Annotated in this window: 19 protein-coding genes; 15 read left to right on the top strand and 4 right to left on the bottom strand. The window is 70.9% G+C overall.

Annotation, left to right across the window (positions count from 1 at the left end; genetic code table 11):
* Window positions 1-4 precede the first annotated feature (4 nt).
* Window positions 5-511 (top strand): PH domain-containing protein, encoded by a 507-nt coding sequence (locus ACTWQI_RS27175; protein WP_443274415.1) that lies wholly within the window; start codon window positions 5-7, stop codon window positions 509-511.
* Window positions 512-531: 20 nt separating this feature from the next.
* Window positions 532-1,881 (top strand): PH domain-containing protein, encoded by a 1,350-nt coding sequence (locus ACTWQI_RS27170; protein ID WP_443274396.1) that lies wholly within the window; start codon window positions 532-534, stop codon window positions 1,879-1,881.
* 303 nt (window positions 1,882-2,184) lie between these two features.
* Here the strand turns inward: ACTWQI_RS27170 and ACTWQI_RS27165 are convergent, their stop codons facing one another.
* Window positions 2,185-3,234, bottom strand: a complete 1,050-nt coding sequence (locus tag ACTWQI_RS27165; protein ID WP_443274395.1) for an SAM-dependent methyltransferase — start codon at window positions 3,232-3,234, stop codon at window positions 2,185-2,187.
* Window positions 3,235-3,346: 112 nt separating this feature from the next.
* Here ACTWQI_RS27165 and ACTWQI_RS27160 point away from each other — a divergent pair, with 112 nt between their 5' ends.
* The 12 genes from ACTWQI_RS27160 to ACTWQI_RS27105 all read left to right on the top strand — a co-directional run bounded on the left by ACTWQI_RS27160 (window position 3,347) and on the right by ACTWQI_RS27105 (window position 13,641).
* Window positions 3,347-4,543 carry a sensor histidine kinase gene (locus tag ACTWQI_RS27160; RefSeq protein WP_443274394.1) on the top strand — a complete coding sequence of 399 codons (1,197 nt, stop codon included), beginning with the start codon at window positions 3,347-3,349 and terminating at the stop codon, window positions 4,541-4,543.
* Between the two features lie 43 nt (window positions 4,544-4,586).
* On the top strand, window positions 4,587-5,264 hold the full coding sequence (locus ACTWQI_RS27155) for a response regulator (protein ID WP_443274393.1): 678 nt from the start codon (window positions 4,587-4,589) through the stop codon (window positions 5,262-5,264).
* A 135-nt stretch (window positions 5,265-5,399) separates the two neighbouring features.
* A complete protein-coding gene (locus ACTWQI_RS27150) occupies window positions 5,400-6,311 on the top strand; it encodes a Rossmann-like and DUF2520 domain-containing protein (RefSeq protein WP_443274392.1) in 912 nt (303 codons plus the stop codon).
* On the top strand, window positions 6,308-7,174 hold the full coding sequence (gene panC, locus ACTWQI_RS27145; protein ID WP_443274391.1) for a pantoate--beta-alanine ligase: 867 nt from the start codon (window positions 6,308-6,310) through the stop codon (window positions 7,172-7,174). The genes ACTWQI_RS27150 and panC overlap by 4 nt, the downstream gene beginning before the upstream one ends.
* Window positions 7,171-9,066: an L-aspartate oxidase gene (locus ACTWQI_RS27140; protein ID WP_443274390.1), complete on the top strand. Its 1,896-nt coding sequence runs from the start codon at window positions 7,171-7,173 to the stop codon at window positions 9,064-9,066. The genes panC and ACTWQI_RS27140 overlap by 4 nt, the downstream gene beginning before the upstream one ends.
* A gap of 12 nt (window positions 9,067-9,078) precedes the next feature.
* Window positions 9,079-10,134, top strand: a complete 1,056-nt coding sequence (gene nadC, locus ACTWQI_RS27135; RefSeq protein ID WP_443274389.1) for a carboxylating nicotinate-nucleotide diphosphorylase — start codon at window positions 9,079-9,081, stop codon at window positions 10,132-10,134.
* Between the two features lie 2 nt (window positions 10,135-10,136).
* Window positions 10,137-10,934: a type III pantothenate kinase gene (locus ACTWQI_RS27130; RefSeq protein ID WP_443274388.1), complete on the top strand. Its 798-nt coding sequence runs from the start codon at window positions 10,137-10,139 to the stop codon at window positions 10,932-10,934.
* A gap of 192 nt (window positions 10,935-11,126) precedes the next feature.
* The gene (locus tag ACTWQI_RS27125) at window positions 11,127-11,861 is read left to right on the top strand and encodes a hypothetical protein (protein ID WP_443274387.1); all 735 of its coding nucleotides are present in this window, start codon (window positions 11,127-11,129) and stop codon (window positions 11,859-11,861) included.
* A 17-nt stretch (window positions 11,862-11,878) separates the two neighbouring features.
* Window positions 11,879-12,082, top strand: a complete 204-nt coding sequence (locus tag ACTWQI_RS27120; protein WP_443274386.1) for a hypothetical protein — start codon at window positions 11,879-11,881, stop codon at window positions 12,080-12,082.
* 153 nt (window positions 12,083-12,235) lie between these two features.
* On the top strand, window positions 12,236-12,631 hold the full coding sequence (locus ACTWQI_RS27115) for a BlaI/MecI/CopY family transcriptional regulator (protein ID WP_443274385.1): 396 nt from the start codon (window positions 12,236-12,238) through the stop codon (window positions 12,629-12,631).
* Between the two features lie 9 nt (window positions 12,632-12,640).
* Window positions 12,641-13,159, top strand: coding sequence for an amino-acid N-acetyltransferase (locus ACTWQI_RS27110; protein ID WP_443274384.1), 519 nt, complete (start codon window positions 12,641-12,643; stop codon window positions 13,157-13,159).
* A gap of 146 nt (window positions 13,160-13,305) precedes the next feature.
* The gene (locus ACTWQI_RS27105; protein WP_443274383.1) at window positions 13,306-13,641 is read left to right on the top strand and encodes a histone-like nucleoid-structuring protein Lsr2; all 336 of its coding nucleotides are present in this window, start codon (window positions 13,306-13,308) and stop codon (window positions 13,639-13,641) included.
* Here ACTWQI_RS27105 and ACTWQI_RS27100 read toward each other — a convergent pair.
* Complete coding sequence (locus ACTWQI_RS27100) at window positions 13,572-14,189, bottom strand: SCO3374 family protein (protein ID WP_443274382.1); 618 nt, start codon at window positions 14,187-14,189, stop codon at window positions 13,572-13,574. The genes ACTWQI_RS27105 and ACTWQI_RS27100 overlap by 70 nt on opposite strands.
* Window positions 14,190-14,625: 436 nt before the next feature.
* On the opposite strand from ACTWQI_RS27100, the gene ACTWQI_RS27095 reads away from it, so the two are divergent.
* Window positions 14,626-17,151 carry an ATP-dependent Clp protease ATP-binding subunit gene (locus ACTWQI_RS27095; RefSeq protein WP_443274381.1) on the top strand — a complete coding sequence of 842 codons (2,526 nt, stop codon included), beginning with the start codon at window positions 14,626-14,628 and terminating at the stop codon, window positions 17,149-17,151.
* Between the two features lie 96 nt (window positions 17,152-17,247).
* On the opposite strand, the gene ACTWQI_RS27090 is transcribed toward ACTWQI_RS27095, so the two are convergent.
* Both ACTWQI_RS27090 and ACTWQI_RS27085 read right to left on the bottom strand, forming a co-directional pair.
* Window positions 17,248-17,790, bottom strand: coding sequence for a CHRD domain-containing protein (locus ACTWQI_RS27090; protein ID WP_443274380.1), 543 nt, complete (start codon window positions 17,788-17,790; stop codon window positions 17,248-17,250).
* 208 nt (window positions 17,791-17,998) lie between these two features.
* Window positions 17,999-19,018 (bottom strand): zinc metalloprotease, encoded by a 1,020-nt coding sequence (locus ACTWQI_RS27085; protein ID WP_443274379.1) that lies wholly within the window; start codon window positions 19,016-19,018, stop codon window positions 17,999-18,001.
* Window positions 19,019-19,246 lie beyond the last annotated feature (228 nt).

The raw sequence follows: 19,246 nt of genomic DNA, 5'->3' as shown, positions 1-19,246 counted from the left end.
GGAGATGGACGCGGGGACGGATTCGGGTGGTGCTGGTACGGGTGCGGGTACGGCCTGGAAGGGACTACCCGGGGGACTGCTGAGGATGCGGCGCCTGCTGCTCGCCGGGACGCTGCTGCCGCTCGCGGCGGCGGGTGCGGCGGTGCTCTGGCCGCTGGCGGGCCCGGGGTGGGCACTGGTCCTGACGGTGCCGCTGCTGGCGCTGACCGGCTGGGGCTGGGTGCTGCTCGAACGCAACTGGCGGTCCTGGCGATACGCCGAGCGCGCCGACGACCTGCTGCTCAGCCGGGGCGTGCTGTGGCGCGAGCTGACGGTGGTGCCGTACGGGCGGATGCAGCTCGTCGAAGTCACCTCCGGGCCGCTGGAGCGGCGCTTCGGGCTCGCGAGCGTGCAACTGCACACGGCGGCGGCCGCGAGCGATGCACGGATCCCCGGCCTGCTGCCCGAGGAGGCGGCGCGGCTGCGAGAACGCCTCACCGAACTCGGCCAGGCCCGATCGGCAGGCCTGTGAACGGGCCGGTGAGTGGGCCGGTGAGCGGGCAGAGCGTGGAGCCGGGTGAAGCGGCACTGAGCGGGGCCCGGGAAGCGGCCCCGCGGCGGCTGCACCCCGTCACCCCACTGCGCCGCGCATGGGCGCCGATCGCGGTCGCGGCGGGCTTCGTGGTGCACGATCTCGACCAGGCGCAGCAATGGTTCAGCGAACTGACCGTGGGGCTCGCACTGCTGGGTCTCGCCGTCCTGATCCCGGCCGCGGGCGCGTACGGGTTCCTGTCCTGGTGGTTCACCCGCTTCGCGGTCACCGACACCGAGCTGCGCATCCGCACCGGCCTGCTCTTCCGGCGCACCGCGCACATCCGGCTCGACCGGTTGCAGGCGGTGGACGTCACACAGCCCCTGCTGGCCCGCTTCCTCGGGGTCGCCAAGCTCAAGCTCGACGTGATCGGCACGGACGAGAAGGACGAGCTCGCCTACCTGAGCGAGAAGGAGGCGCGGGCGCTGCGTGCGGAGCTGCTGGCGCGTGCCGCGGGCATCGCACCGGAGGCGGCGGCGAGCGTGGGGGACGCCCCTGTACGGCGGCTCGTCCGGGTCGATCCGAAGACCCTGGCTGTGTCGCTGCTGCTGATGACGAGCACCTGGCTCGCCCTGGTCGCAGCGGTCCTCGGCCCACCGGTGGTGTGGCTGCTGAGCGACAGCCTGTGGGCGGCGCTCGCGACCGCGCTGCCCTTGCTGGGCGGTGTGTGGGCGGCCAGCGGGGGCCGGTTCATCTCCGAGTACGACTGGACGGTCGGGGAGTCCCCGGACGGGCTGCGCCTCGATCACGGCCTGCTCGACCGCGAGCACGAGACGGTGCCGCCGGGCCGGGTGCAGACCGTACGGATCGTCGAGCCGCTGCTGTGGCGGCGGCGCGGCTGGGTCCGGGTCGAGCTGGACGTCGCAGGCTCCGCTCAGGGCGTCCTGCTGCCGGTCGCCGAACGGGCCGTCGCGAAGCAGGTCATCGGGCGGGTCCTGCCGGGCGTCGACCTGCAGGCCGTGGTGGCGGCGCTGGAGCCGCCGCCGGCGCGGGCCGGCCGGTGCGTGCCGGTCTGGTGGCGGGGCCACGGATTCGCGGCGGACGGCGAGGTCTTCGCCGCCGGGCGCGGGCTGCTCGCCCGGACGGTGGCCGTGGTTCCGCACGCGAAGGTGCAGAGCGTGCGACGCAGCGACGGGCCGTGGCGGCGCCGTCTCGGGCTCGCGGACGTGCATGTGGACACGGGGGCGAACAAGACGGTCACGGCTCGGCTGCGTGCGGCTGGCGACGCCGACGAGATCGTCGCGTCTCAGGCTGAGCGCTCCCGAACGGGGCGGCGCGAGGCGCTCCCGGAGCGCTGGCTGACGCGCTGACGCGCGTCAGCCTCCGCGTTGGCCGGGATTCCGTCGGGTGCGGGTGGCGCTGTACGTGCCGGGGCCGGGGCCTCCGGGATGGGGGTTCCAGGAACGTATATTTACGGGCCCTGGGGCCCACAAATACACGGCAGCTTCCCGGAACCCCCGTCCCTGCGCCCCCGTCCCCTCCCGCCGGTGGGCCTTCCGTACCTGACGCTCTTGTGCGTCCGGTGGCCCGCTGAGGGCCAGAGCCCGGGTGCCTCGGCTTGGGCACCCACAGAAACGGGTGGGGTGGGAGCGAGCCCGGGCCGGAGGCCGGGGTCAGCTCGAGTGGGGCCTCGGCGACAGGCCTGTCGCAGCGAGCGACAGGCCGACCGGCTGGAGGAGCCAGGTGAATGAACCGAGGCCTGATGGGTCGATGAGTTCGGCAGCCTCCCCCGCGGAGCTAAGCGCCCGCACGTACGCGCCGGGGTCGGTCGAGGCGAGCGCGAGGGGTGGTCTGTTGCCTGTGAGGCCCAGCGCGCGCAACGCCTCTCGCTGAGGCAGCAGGGCGGGAGCGGAGGCCGACGCCAGCGCGGCCCGGGCCGCGCTGGCGCACGCGTCCAGGGCGACATGGGCCGTGATGTCACAGGACCCGTCCGGGACCGGCCGGAGGATCTCGCGGCCGTCCCGGAACGCGGTCAGGGTGCCGAAGTGCGGGCGCGACGTGCGGTCGTGGGCGTAGTCGACGGCGACCGCGAGACCGCGGTCCAGGGACCGTACGGCCCGGGTCCAGGCCGCATCCCGTGGGTGGCCGATCTCCGCGCGCAGGCCCGGCTCGTCCACCAGCGGCCACCACCGGGCGATCCAGTCCGCGTCGGCGCCGGTCACCCGGCCGCCCAGCCGCTCCGCCCCGTCCGGTGCGACCAGGACCGTCCGGGGTGCGCCGTCGGCGTCCGTCTCCGCCACGTCGACGGGGATGTTGTCGAGCCATTCGTTGGCGAAGACCAGCCCGCTGACGGATCCCGGTTCCGGCAGGTCGGGCAGCCAGGAGATGCGCTCGTCGAGGCCGTCGGGGCGGGCCGCGCGTTCGACGGCGCGGAGGTGGAGCCGGTCGGCGATCGGACCTGGAGCCAGTGTGGCGAGCACGCCCGCGAGCAGCTCCCCGCGCCCCGCGCCCACGTCGACCAGCGTCAGCTCGGCCGGGTGCCCCAGTGCCTCGTCCACCCGCCGCAGCAGCTCCGCGACGGCGCCGGCGAAGAGCGGTGAAGCGTGCACGGAGGTGCGGAAGTGCCCGGCGGGCCGCTCTCGTACGAAGAAGCCGTCCGGTCCGTACAGCGCTGCTTCCGCCGCCTCCCGCCACCCGCGCCACTGACCCGTATCGCTCACCACGCCCCCACGGTAAGGGCCCGGTCCCCGTCAACCTTGCGGAGTACGCGAGCGTGGCAGGGATCGCCCCTCCGGTTGACCCCCGCACCTACCCGACATGCCTACGCTGGGTTACGTGCAGCGCCTCTATGACTTCCTCCGCAGGCACCCGACAGCGGTCGACACCTTCTGGGGTGTCCTCCTGCTCGGGTTCAGCGGCCTGTGGATCGTCACGGACACCATGGGCCACGCGGAGCAGCTCACCGCCGTGCCCGTCGCGCTCGCACTCGGCACCGTGATCGCGCTGCGCCGCCGGGTACCGGAGAGGATGCTGCTGCTCGCGATCGCGGCGGGAGTGGTCCAGCTGATCGCGGACGTCGAGGTGAACCCGGCCGACTTCGCGATGCTGGTGATCGTCTACACCAACGCCGCGAACGGTGCCCGGTGGGCGTCCTGGCTCGGTCTGGTCGGCGGTCTGGCCGCGCCCGCACTTGCCAACGCTCGTTGGCCGGACGACTACATGACCGGCTGGCAGAGCGTCGTCGCCACGGTCTTCATGACCGTCCCCTTCGCCCTCGCCTGGGTGCTCGGGGACTCACTGCGCACCCGCCGCGCGTACTACGCCCAGCTCGAGGAGCGCGCGGCCCGCCTGGAGAAGGAGCGGGAGGCGCAGGCGAAGATGGCGGTCGCCGCCGAGCGGGCGCGGATAGCCCGTGAGCTGCACGACGTGGTAGCGCACAATGTGTCGGTGATGGTGGTGCAGGCGGACGGCGCCGCGTACGTCCTCGACGCCGCCCCCGACCAGGCCAAGCGGGCACTGGAGGCGATCTCCGGCACCGGCCGCCAGGCACTCGCCGAGATGCGTCGGCTGCTCGGCGTGCTGCGCACCGGGGAGTCCGGGGAGGACAGCGACTACGTGCCGCAGCCCGACGTCGGCCAGCTCGACGAGCTCGTCGAGCAGGTGCGGGGGGCGGGTCTGCCGGTGGACTTCGCGGTCCAGGGCACCCCTCGCCCGCTGCCCAGCGGCGTCGAGCTGACCGCGTACCGCATCGTGCAGGAGGCGCTCACCAACACCCGTAAGCACGGTGGCCCCGACGTGGGAGCGCGGGTCCGCCTCACCTATGGCGACGGCGAGCTGGACCTGCTCGTCGAGGACGACGGGCGCGGCGCTCGGCAGGAGTTGTACGAGGAGGGCGGGGCCGACGGCCTCGGACACGGCCTGATCGGCATGCGGGAGCGCGTCGGTATGGTCGGTGGCCGACTGGACGCGGGGCCGCGCCCGGGCGGCGGCTTCCGGGTCAGTGCTGTGCTGCCGCTGAAACCCGTCGGCTGACGCCGTACGCCCACGCCCACACCTACGAAAGGGAACACCGCAGATGTCGATCCGCGTGATGCTCGTCGACGACCAGGTGCTGCTGCGCACCGGGTTCCGGATGGTGCTGCAGGCGCAGCCCGACATGGAGGTCGTGGCGGAGGCCGGGGACGGCGCGGAGGCCCTGGAGACGCTGCGGGCCGCGGACGTCGATGTCGTGCTCATGGACGTCCGGATGCCTCGCATGGACGGAGTGGAGGCGACCCGCCGGATCTGCGCGGAGGAAGGCGCTCCGCGTGTGCTGATCCTCACCACCTTCGACCTCGACGAGTACGCCTTCTCCGCGCTGAAGGCAGGAGCCAGCGGCTTCATGCTCAAGGACGTGCCGCCGGGCGAACTGCTGGCCGCCATCCGGGCCGTGCACAGCGGCGACGCGGTCGTCGCACCGAGTACCACGCGCCGGCTCCTGGACCGCTTCTCCCCCATGCTGCCGAGTGCGGGCAACGAACCGGCGCAGGCCGAGCTGAAGCGGCTGACCGAGCGCGAGCGCGAGGTGCTGCTGCTGGTCGCGCAGGGACTGTCCAACGGTGAGATCGCGGCGAAGCTCGTCCTGTCCGAGGCCACGGTCAAGACGCATGTGGGGCGCATCCTCACGAAGCTGGACCTGCGGGACCGGGTGCAGGCGGTGGTGCTCGCGTACGAGACGGGGCTGGTACGGGCGGGCGGCGCGGGCACGTCCTGACGTCCGCGCGTTCGAGGCGCGTGCGGCGTGCCGTTCACAGCTGTGGACGGCACGGAAGGACCCCGGAAACGCTCGCGTAGCATGGCGGGGACACGTCCGGTACCCCTCGCGGACTGGAACGGAAGGCCGTCCCGCGTGAACGCACCCCATCACCCAGAGCCCAAGGACCGCCCCGCACGGCTCACCGTCGGCGTCGTCGGCGCAGGTCGCGTGGGCCCGGCCCTGGCCGCGTCGCTGAAGCTCGCCGGGCACCGTCCGGTCGCCGTGTCCGCGGTGTCCGACGTCTCCGTCCGGCGGGCGGCGGCTCTGCTCCCCGACGTGCCGATCGTGTCCCCCACCCAGGTCCTGCAGAGCGCCGAGCTCGTCCTGCTGACCGTGCCCGACGACGTCCTGCCCGGTCTGGTCGAGGGGCTCGCGGAGACCGGCGCCGTACGCCCCGGACAGCTGATGGTGCACACCTCCGGCCGTTACGGCACCCAGGTCCTCGACCCGGCCCGCCGCGCCGGTGCCCTGCCGCTCGCCCTGCATCCCGCCATGACCTTCACCGGCACGGCCGTTGACGTGCAGCGGCTGGCGGGCTGCTCGTTCGGGGTCACCGCGCCCGAGGAGCTCCGGCTGGCCGCGGAGGCCCTGGTCATCGAGATGGGCGGTGAGCCCGAGTGGATCGAGGAGGCGGCCCGCCCGCTCTATCACGCGGCCCTGGCACTCGGCGCGAACCACCTGGTCACGCTGGTCGCGCAGGCCATGGAGCTGCTGCGCGCGGCGGGCGTGGCGGCCCCGGACCGGATGCTCGGCCCGCTGCTCGGCGCCGCGCTCGACAACGCCCTGCGGTCCGGCGATGCGGCGCTCACCGGCCCGGTCGCGCGCGGCGACGCGGGGACCGTCGCGGCCCATGTCGCCGAGCTGCGCGCGCACGCCCCGCAGGCCGTCGCCGGATACCTGGCCATGGCCCGGACGACCGCCGACCGCGCGCTCGCGCACGGGCTGCTGAAGCCGGAGCTGGCGGAGGACCTGCTCGATGTCCTCTCGGACGGAGGGAATGGATGACGGCCCAACTGCCGCGTACCGCCGACGAACTGCACGCACTTCCGCGCGTGGGCGAGCGGGCCGTCGTGATGACGATGGGCGCCCTGCACGAGGGTCACGCGGCCCTGATCCGTGCGGCCCGTGCGCGCGTGGGCTCGGAGGGCCAGGTCGTGGTCACGGTCTTCGTCAACCCGCTCCAGTTCGGGGCGGGTGAGGACCTCGACCGCTATCCGCGCACACTCGACGCCGATGTCGTGGTCGCGGAGAAGGCGGGCGCGGACGCCGTGTTCGCGCCCTCCGCGGCGGAGGTCTACCCCGGTGGCGAGCCCGAGGTGCGGATCAGCGCGGGCCCGATGGGCGAGCGCCTCGAAGGAGAGTTCCGCCCGGGCCACTTCGACGGGGTGCTGACCGTCGTCGCCAAGCTCCTCCACCTCACCGGCCCGGATCTGGCCTTCTACGGGGAGAAGGACGCGCAGCAACTGGCCCTGATCACCAGGATGGTGCGGGACCTGAACTTCCCCGTGGAGATCGTCGGTGTCCCCACCGTCCGTGAGGGGGACGGCCTCGCGCTCTCCAGCCGTAACCGCTATCTGTCGGAAGCGGACCGTGCCTCGGCGCTCGAGCTCTCCAGGGCCCTGATCACCGGGCAGGCCGCGGTGCACCGGGGCCCCGGTACCGTCCTCCGGTCGGCCCGGGCGATCCTGGACAACGCGGCGCAGATGGAACCCCCCGTCGTGCTCGACTACCTCGCGCTCGTCGACCCGGCCGACTTCACCGACGTCCCCGAGGACTTCCGCGGCGAGGCCGTCCTCGCCGCTGCGGCCAGGATCGGTACGACGCGCCTGATCGACAACGTACGCCTGCAGTTCGGAGCCGCCCGATGACCGCCGCCCACATAGCCCAGGAGACCGGCGTGGCTCACCGGCAGGCGGTCACCCTGCACGCTCCCGCGCCCGGCTGGGCCGTCGAGGCCGACGTGGTCGTCGTCGGATCCGGCGTCGCCGGGCTCACCGTCGCGCTGCGCTGCGCCGCCGCCGGGCGGAAGACCGTGGTGGTGACCAAGGCCCGGCTCGACGACGGCTCCACCCGCTGGGCGCAGGGCGGCATCGCCGCCGCCCTCGGCGAGGGGGACACCCCCGAGCAGCACCTCGACGACACCCTGGTCGCGGGCGCCGGGCTCTGCGACGAGCCGGCCGTGCGCACCCTGGTCACCGAAGGGCCCGACGCCGTACGGCGCTTGATCGAGACCGGCGCGCAGTTCGACACCGACGCCGGCAGCGGCGACATCCTGCTGACCCGGGAGGGCGGCCACCACCGCCGTCGCATCGCCCACGCGGGTGGGGACGCGACCGGCGCGGAGATCTCCCGCGCGCTGGTCGAGGCGGTACGTGAGGTGGGCATCGAGACCATCGAGAACGCCCTCGTCCTCGATCTGCTCACCGACGCCGAGGGCCGGGCCGCGGGTGTCACCCTGCATGTGATGGGCGAGGGGCAGCGCGACGGCGTGGGCGCCGTGCACGCACCGGCCGTCGTCCTCGCCACCGGGGGCATGGGGCAGATCTTCTCCGCGACCACCAACCCCGCCGTCTCCACGGGCGACGGCGTCGCGCTCGCGCTGCGCGCCGGGGCCGAGGTGAGCGACCTCGAGTTCGTCCAGTTCCATCCGACGGTCCTCTTCCTCGGACCGGACGCGGAAGGCCAGCAGCCGTTGGTGTCCGAGGCGGTGCGCGGCGAGGGCGCGTATCTCGTCGACGCCGACGGCGTCCGCTTCATGCAGGGGCAGCACGAGCTGGCCGAGCTCGCCCCGCGCGACATCGTCGCCAAAGGCATCATGCGGCGGATGCAGGAGCAGGGCGCCGAGCACATGTACCTGGACGCCCGCCACTTCGGCGCCGAGATGTGGGCCGCGCGCTTTCCCACCATCCTCGCCGCCTGCCGCGCGAACGGCATTGACCCGGTGACCGAGCCGATCCCGGTGTCACCCGCCGCGCACTACGCGTCCGGCGGTGTACGGACCGATCTGTCCGGCCGGACGACCGTGCCGGGGCTGTACGCCTGCGGCGAGGTCGCTTGCACCGGTGTCCACGGCGCGAACCGGCTGGCGTCGAACTCCCTCCTCGAAGGCCTGGTCTTCGCCGAGCGCATCGCGGCCGACATCGCCTCCGGAGCGGCAGCGGGCGACGGGCAGCATGCCGATGCTGCAGGGGCAGTCGGCATAGCCGGGAAGCCGGGCCTCGACGGATACGTTCGTCACGGGGGCGCCGCGCCCCTGCTCGCCCCCGAGGCCCGCTTCACGATCCAGCGGATCATGACCCGGGGCGCGGGCGTCCTCCGCAGCGCCGAGAGCCTCGCGGCTGCGGCGCTGGCCCTGGAGGCCCTGCACACCGAGGCGGACGCCGCCCTGGACCGGGACCAGAAGACGGCCGAGCCCTGCGTGGAGACCTGGGAGGCCAGCAACCTCCTGCTCGTCTCCCGCGTCCTGGTCGCCATGGCCCGTCAGCGCGAGGAGACCCGCGGCTGCCACTGGCGCGAGGACCGCCCCGCGCGGGACGACGCACGCTGGCGCCGCCACCTCGTGGCCCGGCTGCAGCCGGACGCGGAGCTGGTGATCAGCGCCACGGACACGGCAGACTTCCCGCCGGTGCGCGCCTTCCTGGGCGCCGGCAGCGGCATCCCGGGCGGGCCCCGGCCCGGCGGCACCGACCCCACCCCTCCCACGGACGGCGGGACCCCAGCCCCCCATGCCGTCAGACCGATCCGCCATCAACCCCGCTAGGGAGTCGTAATCGTGACCACCGCCGACGACCGTCCACAGCCTGTGGACCTGCCTCTGCTCCAGACCGGCGGACCCGCCGCGGGGGCCGGCCTCCCGGGTGCGGGGGGCGGCTGCGGCGACGCGTGCGGCTGCGGGGGCGGCGGCTCGCTGGAGATCGCGCACGACCTCGACCCGATGGAGTGCGGCCTCGACCCGGATCTCGCCGGGCTGCTCGCGGCCGCCGGTCTCGACCCGGTCCAGGTCGAGGACATCGCCCATCTGGCCATCGAGGAGGACCTCGACCACGGCGTGGACGTCACGACCGTCGCGACCATCCCTGAGGACGCGGTCGCCACCGGTGACTTCACCGCGCGCGAAGCCGGCGTCGTCGCGGGGCTGCGGATCGCCGAGGCGATCCTCTCCGTCGTCTGCACCGACGACTTCGAGGTGGAGCGGCACGTCGAGGACGGCGACCGGGTCGTCCCCGGTCAGCGGCTGCTCTCGGTCCGCACCCGCACCCGCGACCTCCTCACGGGCGAGCGCAGCGCCCTCAACCTCCTCTGCCGGCTGTCCGGCATCGCCACGGCCACGCGCGCGTGGGCCGACGTTCTGGAGGGCACGGGCGCCGCGGTCCGCGACACCCGCAAGACCACGGTTGGCCTGCGCGCGCTGGAGAAGTACGCGGTGCGCTGCGGCGGTGGCGTCAATCACCGGATGTCGCTGTCCGACGCCGCGCTGATCAAGGACAACCACGTCGTGGCGGCAGGCGGCGCAGCGGCCGCCTTCAAGGCCGTACGGGCGGAGTTCCCCGATGTACCCATCGAGGTCGAGGTCGACCGCCTCGACCAGATCGAGCCGGTGCTCGCCGAGGGCGCGGACCTGATCCTGCTGGACAACTTCACGCCCGAGCAGACGCGGGAGGCGGTCACCCGGGTCGCGGGCCGGGCCCGTCTGGAGTCCTCCGGCCGCCTCACCCTCGACAACGCGCGGGCGTATGCGGAGACCGGCGTCGACTACCTCGCCGTCGGCGCGCTCACCCACTCCTCCCCGATCCTGGACATCGGCCTCGACCTCCGCGAGGACGGCTGACCATGCTGCTCACGATCGACGTCGGCAACACCCACACCGTCCTCGGCCTGTTCGACGGTGAGGAGATCGTCGAGCACTGGCGGATCTCCACCGACGCCCGCCGCACCGCCGACGAGCTCGCGGTGCTGCTGCAGGGCCTGATGGGCATGCACCCGCTGCTCGGTGAGGAGCTCGGCGACGGCATCGACGGCATCTCCATCTGCTCCACCGTCCCGTCCGTTCTGCACGAACTGCGTGAGGTGACCCGCCGCTACTACGGCGACGTGCCGGCCGTCCTGGTCGAGCCGGGGGTCAAGACGGGTGTGCCGATCCTCATGGACAACCCGAAGGAGGTCGGCGCCGACCGGATCATCAACGCCCTGGCGGCCGTCGAGCTCTACGGCGGTCCGTGCATCGTGGTCGACTTCGGCACGGCCACGACGTTCGATGCGGTCTCGGTGCGCGGGGAGTACGTCGGCGGTGTGATCGCACCCGGCATCGAGATCTCCGTCGACGCCCTCGGCGTGCGCGGCGCGCAGCTCCGCAAGGTCGAACTGGCCCGTCCGCGCAGCGTGATCGGCAAGAACACGGTCGAGGCCATGCAGTCCGGCATTCTCTACGGCTTCGCGGGCCAGGTCGACGGTGTCGTCGAGCGGATGGCGCGGGAACTCGCCGACGATCCGGACGAGGTGACGGTGATCGCCACCGGGGGTCTCGCACCGATGGTGCTCGGCGAGTCCTCGGTCATCGACGAGCACGAGCCGTGGCTGACGCTGATCGGTCTGCGGATGGTCTACGAGCGCAACGTCTCCCGGGGCTGAGGCCCGTCCCGGCCGGGACGGGACCGCGGCCGGTTCCGGGACCTCAGCCGCACCCCGGGCGTCGCGGATGCCCCCGGCCGGTCCGGCGCACCCAGGCGCCACCCACAGCCGGAGGGCCGGGGATCGAGGGCGACACCCCCGGATGGATCCCGCTAAGCGAAATTTGTCCGTTTAGCACTTAAAGTCGGCCCCATGCCCACGCCCTACGGTTCCCGCGGCGCCATGGCGTTCAGCGCCGATGAGCTGCGCGTCCTGCGCCGCGCCCTTGCCATCGCCCTGCAGCCTGCCCCCAGCCCCCCCGGATCCGACCGGGAGGGTGACGTCCGAGAGCTGGTCCGCCTCGCCGAGGCAGTGGACGAGGCGGCCCGTGAAGGCGGGAGGCTGCGCGCCTTCCTGCTGGCCGACCTCGCCCGCTACCGCGCCGCTCTGCCCGGAGCCGCCGTCGGTTTTCTGGAGCGCCTCCCGGAGGCACTCGACGCCGGTCACGTGCCGTGCGCCGACGACCTCGCCGCGCTCCGCGCGCTCTGCGGCGCCCCCCTCGGCGAGGCCGAGGCCGAGCGTCGGCGGGCCCTTCTCCACCGATGCGAAGTGCTCGCCGAGCGCGCGCTGCGCGACCGGCTCGCGCACCGTGCGCGTACGGCCGCCGCGAGCCCCCATCCCGTACGGCTGGTCGCCCTGCCCGGCGGCCGATGCGCCGACGAGGAGCCCCAGCCCAAGCCACGCAAGCCCGGGCCCAGCCCGGAGCCCAAGCCCAAACCGAAGGTGCAGCCGAAGCCCAAGCCCGAGCCGGACCGCGGCCCACCGGAGCCGTCCGAGAAGCCCGGCCGCCACGTGCCGACACCGGCCGAGGTCTTCCCGCCGCGCCGTCGCCCCTCGCCACCGACGCCGAAAGGCCCGGAGAGCCCGGAGAAAATGGCCGCCGTCTGACTGGCTACTCTGGGGGCATGGATTACGTCTCCGCGCTGCTGCCCCCGGTGGTGATGGCCGTCGCCTTCACCGCCCTGGTCGTCACAATCGTGAAGAGTCAGGGCGGTGCGAACAAGGCGAAGGAAGACGCGGCGGTCGACGCGGCGCTGAACCGCATGGAAGCCGCGGGCCGACCGGAGTCACAGCCGCGGCATGCGGCGGACGGGGACGCGCAGGCCTGAGCAACCGGGCAGTGCGGGAGGCGCCACGGGCGTCCCGGACCGCGCTCCGGACCCACACAGGGTGTACGACCGGGAACATCCGTCCCGGTCGTACGCCCTTTTCGTGGCACTCAAGCAACCGGCATTCAGGACAACTGCCACTATTATTCCAATGTGGTTCGACGATTGGGTGACCTCGAGGACGCCGTGATGACGCGGGTGTGGCAGTGGAACCGCCCGGTCACCGTACGAGAAGTCCTGGAAGACCTTCAGCAGGAACGCTCGATCGCCTACACGACGGTCATGACGGTAATGGACAACCTCCATCAGAAGGGGTGGGTACGCCGGGAAGCGGAAGGCCGGGCCTATCGATATGAGGCGGTCTCCACTCGTGCCGCGTACTCCGCCGCACTCATGAACGAGGCTTGGCAGACCAGTGACAACCTTGCCGCCGCTCTCGTCGCCTTCTTCGGGATGATGTCGGCGGAACAGCGGGAAGCCCTCCGGGACGCCATGCGCGTCGTACAACTCGACGATCCCGATGAGAGCCGGGGAGAGCCGGGACGATAGCGTCCGCACATGTCTCCGGTATCAAAAGAGGTCACTGTCCGGCGGGCGAGGACGAGCGATGTGCCCGCCGTACGCCGTCTCATCGACGTGTACGTACGAGACGGCATCCTGCTCGACAAAGCCATGGTGACCCTTTACGAGGACATCCAGGAGTTCTGGGTCGCCGAGCGGGACGAGGACGGTGAAGTCATCGGCTGCGGTGCTCTGCACGTGATGTGGGAAGACCTCGCCGAGGTGCGCACGCTGGCCGTGGACCCGCAGCTTAAGGGCGTCGGGGTGGGTCATCAGGTGCTCGCCAAGCTGCTGCAGACGGCGCGCTGGCTCGGGGTCCGCCGTATTTTCTGCCTGACCTTTGAACTCGACTTCTTCGCGAAGCACGGCTTCGTGGAGATCGGGGAGACCCCGGTGGCCGGGGATGTCTACAGCGAGCTGCTGCGTTCCTATGACGAGGGTGTGGCCGAGTTCCTGGGTCTCGAACGGGTGAAGCCGAACACCCTTGGCAACAGCCGGATGCTTCTGCACCTGTGATCCACGTCAGTCCAAGAGAGCCCTATGTCCGAAACGCGCATGTTTCCCGCGATGGCGAGCTCCGGAACCTCACCCGGGGGTTTGTGTTTTTCCGAGAAAGGCGGTTTCCTTTCCGTCGTACTGCTTTTTCGATGAAAGGGAATCCGGTGGCACAGAAGGTTCAGGTCCTTCTTGTCGACGACCTCGACGGTGTCGAGGCGGACGAGACCGTGACGTTCGCGTTGGACGGCAAGACCTACGAGATCGACCTCACCACCTCCAATGCGGACAAGCTCCGTGGCCTGCTCGAGCCGTACACGAAGAGCGGTCGTCGTACCGGCGGTCGCGCCGCGGCCGGCCGTGGCAAGGCGCGGGCGGCCGCCGGCGGCAGCCAGGACACCGCGGCGATCCGCAAGTGGGCGAAGGAGAACGGCTACGAGGTCAACGACCGCGGCCGCGTTCCGGCGAACATCCGCGAGGCGTACGAGAAGGCCAAGGGCTGAGCGCCCGCAGCACGCAACAGCCGGGCTCGGTGGCACTCCGTCGCCGCCGCGCCCACGAGCCGCACGAGATCGGGGGCGCAGTTCCTGTCGCCCCCGAGGCATGCCGAGGGCAGTGTCGGCTCCAGCTCGCGCCCCGGCTCGGGAGGCCGCAGCCACACCGGCTGCGTCCGGCCGTCAGCGGCCTCCCGCGTGCCTGTGGGTCGCGGGGCCGGCATCCGGCAGCCCGCCCCGAGCGCGAACAGATCGAGGGCGACTCCGCCCCACTCCAGCCAGTCGAGCAGCTCCGGTAGCTGCTCAGCGCTGCCCGCGGACACCAGCAGTCCCATCCGCCGACCGTCCAGGGCCACCGGGCCGGTGCGTACCCCTCGGCGCAAGACGGCGAAGCCGGCCGCGGCAGGGAGCTCCAGGACATCGAACTGCAGGCCTGTGACGAGCTCCACCGGGCCACCTCCCCCACCTGTGACGGGCCAGCCGAGGTCCTGCTCGTACCAGCGCCGTACGGCGTCCGGGTCGAGCGGCGGTCGGGGGCGCGGGAAGGCGAGAGCCATGACCGGAGCAACTGCCGAATCCCTTAAGAGTTACGCACAGTTGGCACAAGGGTACGGACAGTGGTAGGAGCCCGGGGCGCACGGAAGTGTTACGGGAGCGCAAGGGTGTTCGCCCGTAGCTGAGGGAACCGGCCCGCGCCGCATGGAGTGTCAGTGCTTGCGGGTAAGTGTTTCCCTAGTGGGGAGGGGCGACGCGCGGGCCCGGACCCAGATGGCGTTCGCCATCGGCGTAGTGGTATCGAGGGTGTACGCCTGGCCTGCGGGAACATCGTCTCGCACCATCGGGTTGGAGCTGTTGTCGGCCGTTCGGGGCAAGGAGGCCCATGGCGGGTGTCGGCAGTTGGAATGAGCTGTCCCCTGTTGCGGGACTAGCATGCGGAAGGACAGGGAGGGGATCGTCCCCGATCTTTCTGACCGCTCTGAGGAGCGATTAACGATGTTCGAGAGGTTCACCGACCGTGCGCGGCGGGTTGTCGTCCTGGCTCAGGAAGAAGCCCGGATGCTCAACCACAACTACATCGGCACCGAGCACATCCTCCTGGGCCTGATCCACGAGGGTGAGGGTGTCGCCGCTAAGGCCCTGGAGAGCCTCGGGATTTCGCTCGAGGCGGTCCGCCAGCAGGTGGAGGAGATCATCGGGCAGGGTCAGCAGGCCCCGTCCGGGCACATTCCCTTCACTCCCCGTGCCAAGAAGGTCCTGGAGCTGTCGCTCCGCGAGGCCCTTCAGCTCGGCCACAACTACATCGGCACGGAGCACATCCTGCTCGGCCTGATCCGCGAGGGCGAGGGCGTCGCCGCCCAGGTCCTCGTGAAGCTGGGCGCCGATCTGAACCGGGTGCGGCAGCAGGTCATCCAGCTGCTCTCCGGCTACCAGGGCAAGGAGGCCGCCACGGCAGGTGGCCCGGCCGAGGGCACCCCCTCGACCTCCCTCGTCCTGGACCAGTTCGGCCGCAACCTGACTCAGGCCGCCCGCGAATCCAAGCTCGACCCGGTTATCGGGCGCGAGAAGGAGATCGAGCGGGTCATGCAGGTGCTCTCGCGCCGCACCAAGAACAACCCGGTCCTCATCGGCGAGCCCGGCGTCGGCAAGACGGCGGTCGTCGAGGGCCTGGCCCAGGCCATCGTCAAGGGCGAGGTGCCCGAGACCCTGAAGGACAAGCACCTCTACACCCTGGACCTGGGCGCCCTGGTCGCGGGCTCCCGCTACCGCGGTGACTTCGAGGAGCGCCTGAAGAAGGTGCTCAAGGAGATCCGCACCCGCGGCGACATCATCCTGTTCATCGACGAGCTCCACACTCTGGTGGGTGCGGGTGCCGCCGAAGGCGCGATCGACGCCGCCAGCATCCTCAAGCCGATGCTGGCCCGCGGTGAGCTGCAGACCATCGGTGCGACGACGCTCGACGAGTACCGCAAGCACCTGGAGAAGGACGCGGCTCTGGAGCGGCGCTTCCAGCCGATCCAGGTCGCGGAGCCCTCGCTGCCGCACACCATCGAGATCCTCAAGGGCCTGCGGGACCGGTACGAGGCGCACCACCGCGTCTCGATCACGGACTCGGCCCTCGTGGCGGCCGCCACCCTGGCCGACCGCTACATCTCCGACCGCTTCCTGCCGGACAAGGCGATCGACCTGATCGACGAGGCCGGCTCCCGGATGCGTATCCGCCGGATGACCGCTCCGCCGGACCTGCGCGAGTTCGACGAGAAGATCGCGGGCGTGCGCCGGGACAAGGAGTCGGCCATCGACTCGCAGGACTTCGAGAAGGCGGCTTCTCTCCGTGACAAGGAGAAGCAGCTGCTGGCGGCGAAGACCAAGCGGGAGAAGGAGTGGAAGGCCGGCGACATGGACGTCGTCGCCGAGGTCGACGAGGAGCTGATCGCCGAGGTCCTGGCCACGGCCACCGGCATCCCGGTCTTCAAGCTCACCGAGGAGGAGTCCTCCCGGCTGCTGCGCATGGAGGACGAGCTCCACAAGCGCGTCATCGGCCAGAAGGACGCCATCAAGGCCCTGTCGCAGGCGATCCGCCGTACGCGTGCCGGCCTGAAGGACCCGAAGCGCCCGGGTGGCTCGTTCATCTTCGCCGGCCCGTCCGGCGTCGGTAAGACCGAGCTGTCCAAGACGCTCGCCGAGTTCCTCTTCGGTGACGAGGACGCGCTGATCCAGCTCGACATGTCGGAGTTCAGCGAGAAGCACACTGTCTCGCGGCTCTTCGGCTCGCCTCCCGGCTACGTCGGCTACGAGGAGGGCGGCCAGCTCACCGAGAAGGTGCGCCGCAAGCCGTTCTCCGTGGTCCTCTTCGACGAGGTCGAGAAGGCCCACCCGGACATCTTCAACTCGCTGCTGCAGATCCTGGAGGACGGTCGCCTGACCGACTCCCAGGGCCGGGTCGTGGACTTCAAGAACACGGTCATCATCATGACCACCAACCTCGGCACCCGGGACATCTCCAAGGGCTTCGGCCTGGGCTTCGCCGCAGGAGGCGACGTCCGGACCGGCTATGAGCGGATGAAGGCCAAGGTCAACGAAGAGCTCAAGCAGCACTTCCGGCCCGAGTTCCTGAACCGTGTCGACGACACCGTCGTGTTCCACCAGCTGTCGCAGGACGACATCATCCAGATCGTCGACCTGATGCTTGGCAAGGTGGACGAGCGGCTCAAGGACCGCGACATGGGCATCGAGCTCAGCGGCGAGGCCAAGCAGCTGCTCGCCAAGAAGGGCTACGACCCGATCCTGGGCGCCCGGCCGCTGCGTCGGACGATCCAGCGGGAGATCGAGGACCTGCTCTCGGAGAAGATCCTCTTCGGCGAGCTGCGCCCCGGTCACATCGTGGTCGTCGACACCGAGGGCGAGGGTGAGGAGAAGACGTTCACCTTCCGCGGCGAGGAGAAGTCCGCACTGCCGGACGTCCCGCCGATCGAGTCGGCAGCCGGCGGCTCGGGCCCGAACCTGAGCAAGGACGTGTGATCACCCTCAGCGCGCTTCACTGAGCGGTCGGAGAACCAAGGGTCTGGCCCGGAACCGTACGTGCGGTTCCGGGCCAGACCCCTTTCATTTGGGGGATTAGCCGAGTTTCCAGGCCTTGTGGTGAGCCATGAGCTGTCCGCGGATCTCTCCGTCGGGGAACCGCACGGTGTGCACGTTGACGTAGAAGAAGAAGGCGTCCTTCTTGATCCCCTCGAGCTCCCACTTCGTCAGGACCGTGGCGGCGTTGCGGGGGTTCTGGTCACGCCGCGCCCGGATGCAGTCGTGGACCTTGCCGTTCTTGGGCGGCGTCTTCAGCGTGACGATGATCGGCCCGTTCTCGCCGCGTGGGCCGACGTGGATGTGAGCGCCGATGGGCTTGGCGATCTTGCGGACGCTGAGTTTGTAGCAGAGCGTGTGGCCCTTGATGCGGTACCGGAAGTGGCCGCTGCCTTTGGAACGGTTGGGGGGCACTTCCTGACGTCCGTCGAGGCGCGCACTCCCGGAGTGTTGGCGGTGTTTGTCCCCGCCTCCCCCCAACGGGGTGGCAGAAGTGGTCGAGGCCCCGACCGGGGTGGCCAGCGAGGCCAGCATGGCCGTGGTACCGAGTGCCGTTGCCGCGGCGGCGGTGAAGACACGCATGCGAGATGCTCCTGTCGTTACGAGGGGAGCGGGCTCGGTGTGAACTCGAGTGCGGTGCTCCCAAGGGGAAAATCAACCCGGGAGTGACGCTAAGCGCGGCAGCATGCATCCGCATCTATACCGGGCATTTGGTGTACAAGCACCACCAGGCCCCATGCGCATCCGGTCGCGGAGTACGCACGGGGCCTGGGGCGAGGGTCGAACGCGGTCAGCCTGCCCGGTAGGCCGCCCAGTTCTGGTTCATGCGGGTGACCTGGCCTGCGGTGAACTGGGTCATGCAGGAGTCATACGTGTAGTCCATGAAGTTCTTGATCGGGTCGACACCGGCTGAGCGGCAGGTGTCGCGGCCCACGGGGCATTCGTACGCCGGGCTTTTCTCCGCGGGGGTGTCGTCCACGTAGTCGCCCTTGCCGCCGCAGCCGCCCTGGAAGGTGTGGTAGAGCCCCATCCAGTGGCCGACTTCGTGGGTGCCGGTGTCGCCCTCGTTGTAGTTGGGGGCCGAGCCGCCGGGCAGGGAGGTGTCGAGGAGGACCACACCGTCGTCCGACGGGTTCGACTTGTACGAGCTCGGGAAAGTAGCCCAGCCGAGCAGGTCCTGGCCGAGGCTCGCGGTGTAGATGTTGAGCGTTCCCGCTCCGCCCTGCCGCAGGGAGCTCTTCATGGCCTTCTCCGCGGTTGATCCCGGGGCGAGCCCGTTGTACCAGGCGGCGTTGTCCGTGTAGGTCGTGCCGGCGAGCGAGAACTGGTATGGGGAAGCAGTGTTGCCGTCACCCTGACCGCCGAACGCGGCGTTGAGGACGGCGATTTGCTTGTCGATATCGGTGGCGGTGAGCTTGCCGGTGGTGCCGCTGTGAATGACGTGGAAGTACACCGGGATGGTCGTCGTGGCGGCCATGGCGGACGGCGAAACTCTGCTGTCCCCCGAGCTCTTGAGTCTCTCGAGTCTGCGCTGCAGAGCCGCGTCCATGGCCTTGGCCTGGGTCTGGCTGATGGCGTTCGGTTCATCGGCGGAGTGGTGATCGCCATGAGGGTTGGCGACGCGGGCATGGGCGGAGCCGTGGGCCGTGGAGTCCTCGACGCACTTCTCCACGGAGGTCTGCGCGGGAGCCGCCGCGGACGCGGCACCGGCGGGCGCGGAGAACGGGCTGAGAGCGAGAGATCCGGCCAAGGCGACAGCGCCTATGAGTCGCTTGCGGAGATGCGCGGATATCCGGACGGACTGGGGCATGGGGGGCTCCTCATGAAGGAAGGCGGGAGGCAAGTCCTCGCCACCGCGGGGAGATTACGTGCCCATGCCAGAGTTTGATGAGCGATGAACAAGCCCAATCGATCCAGCGAACAATCCGGACACCGAGCGGAAATGTTTCGGTCAAGTCCGGACTTTGAGATGTGTCGGTAACGAGCGCCACGGCCGATGTGAGTGGTATGTACGCATTCGTCCGCGTGCGGTTGGGTC

The organism is Streptomyces sp. KR80 (genome assembly GCF_052245555.1).
Taxonomy (GTDB): domain Bacteria; phylum Actinomycetota; class Actinomycetes; order Streptomycetales; family Streptomycetaceae; genus Streptomyces.
Note: the sequence above shows the minus strand (reverse complement) of the source record. Positions and strands in the feature narration are given on the sequence as shown.

Bases quoted from the DNA above. Each gene is read 5' to 3' on its own strand.
- ACTWQI_RS27130 (WP_443274388.1), top strand. From the start codon at position 10,137: ATGCTGCTCACGATCGACGTCGGCAACACCCACACCGTCCTCGGCCTG.
- ACTWQI_RS27120 (WP_443274386.1), top strand. From the start codon at position 11,879: ATGGATTACGTCTCCGCGCTGCTGCCCCCGGTGGTGATGGCCGTCGCC.
- ACTWQI_RS27110 (WP_443274384.1), top strand. From the start codon at position 12,641: ATGTCTCCGGTATCAAAAGAGGTCACTGTCCGGCGGGCGAGGACGAGC.
- ACTWQI_RS27155 (WP_443274393.1), top strand. From the start codon at position 4,587: ATGTCGATCCGCGTGATGCTCGTCGACGACCAGGTGCTGCTGCGCACC.
- ACTWQI_RS27140 (WP_443274390.1), top strand. From the start codon at position 7,171: ATGACCGCCGCCCACATAGCCCAGGAGACCGGCGTGGCTCACCGGCAG.
- ACTWQI_RS27085 (WP_443274379.1), bottom strand. From the start codon at position 19,018: ATGCCCCAGTCCGTCCGGATATCCGCGCATCTCCGCAAGCGACTCATA.
- ACTWQI_RS27100 (WP_443274382.1), bottom strand. From the start codon at position 14,189: ATGGCTCTCGCCTTCCCGCGCCCCCGACCGCCGCTCGACCCGGACGCC.
- panC (WP_443274391.1), top strand. From the start codon at position 6,308: ATGACGGCCCAACTGCCGCGTACCGCCGACGAACTGCACGCACTTCCG.
- ACTWQI_RS27125 (WP_443274387.1), top strand. From the start codon at position 11,127: ATGCCCACGCCCTACGGTTCCCGCGGCGCCATGGCGTTCAGCGCCGAT.
- ACTWQI_RS27090 (WP_443274380.1), bottom strand. From the start codon at position 17,790: ATGCGTGTCTTCACCGCCGCCGCGGCAACGGCACTCGGTACCACGGCC.
- ACTWQI_RS27095 (WP_443274381.1), top strand. From the start codon at position 14,626: ATGTTCGAGAGGTTCACCGACCGTGCGCGGCGGGTTGTCGTCCTGGCT.
- ACTWQI_RS27175 (WP_443274415.1), top strand. From the start codon at position 5: ATGGACGCGGGGACGGATTCGGGTGGTGCTGGTACGGGTGCGGGTACG.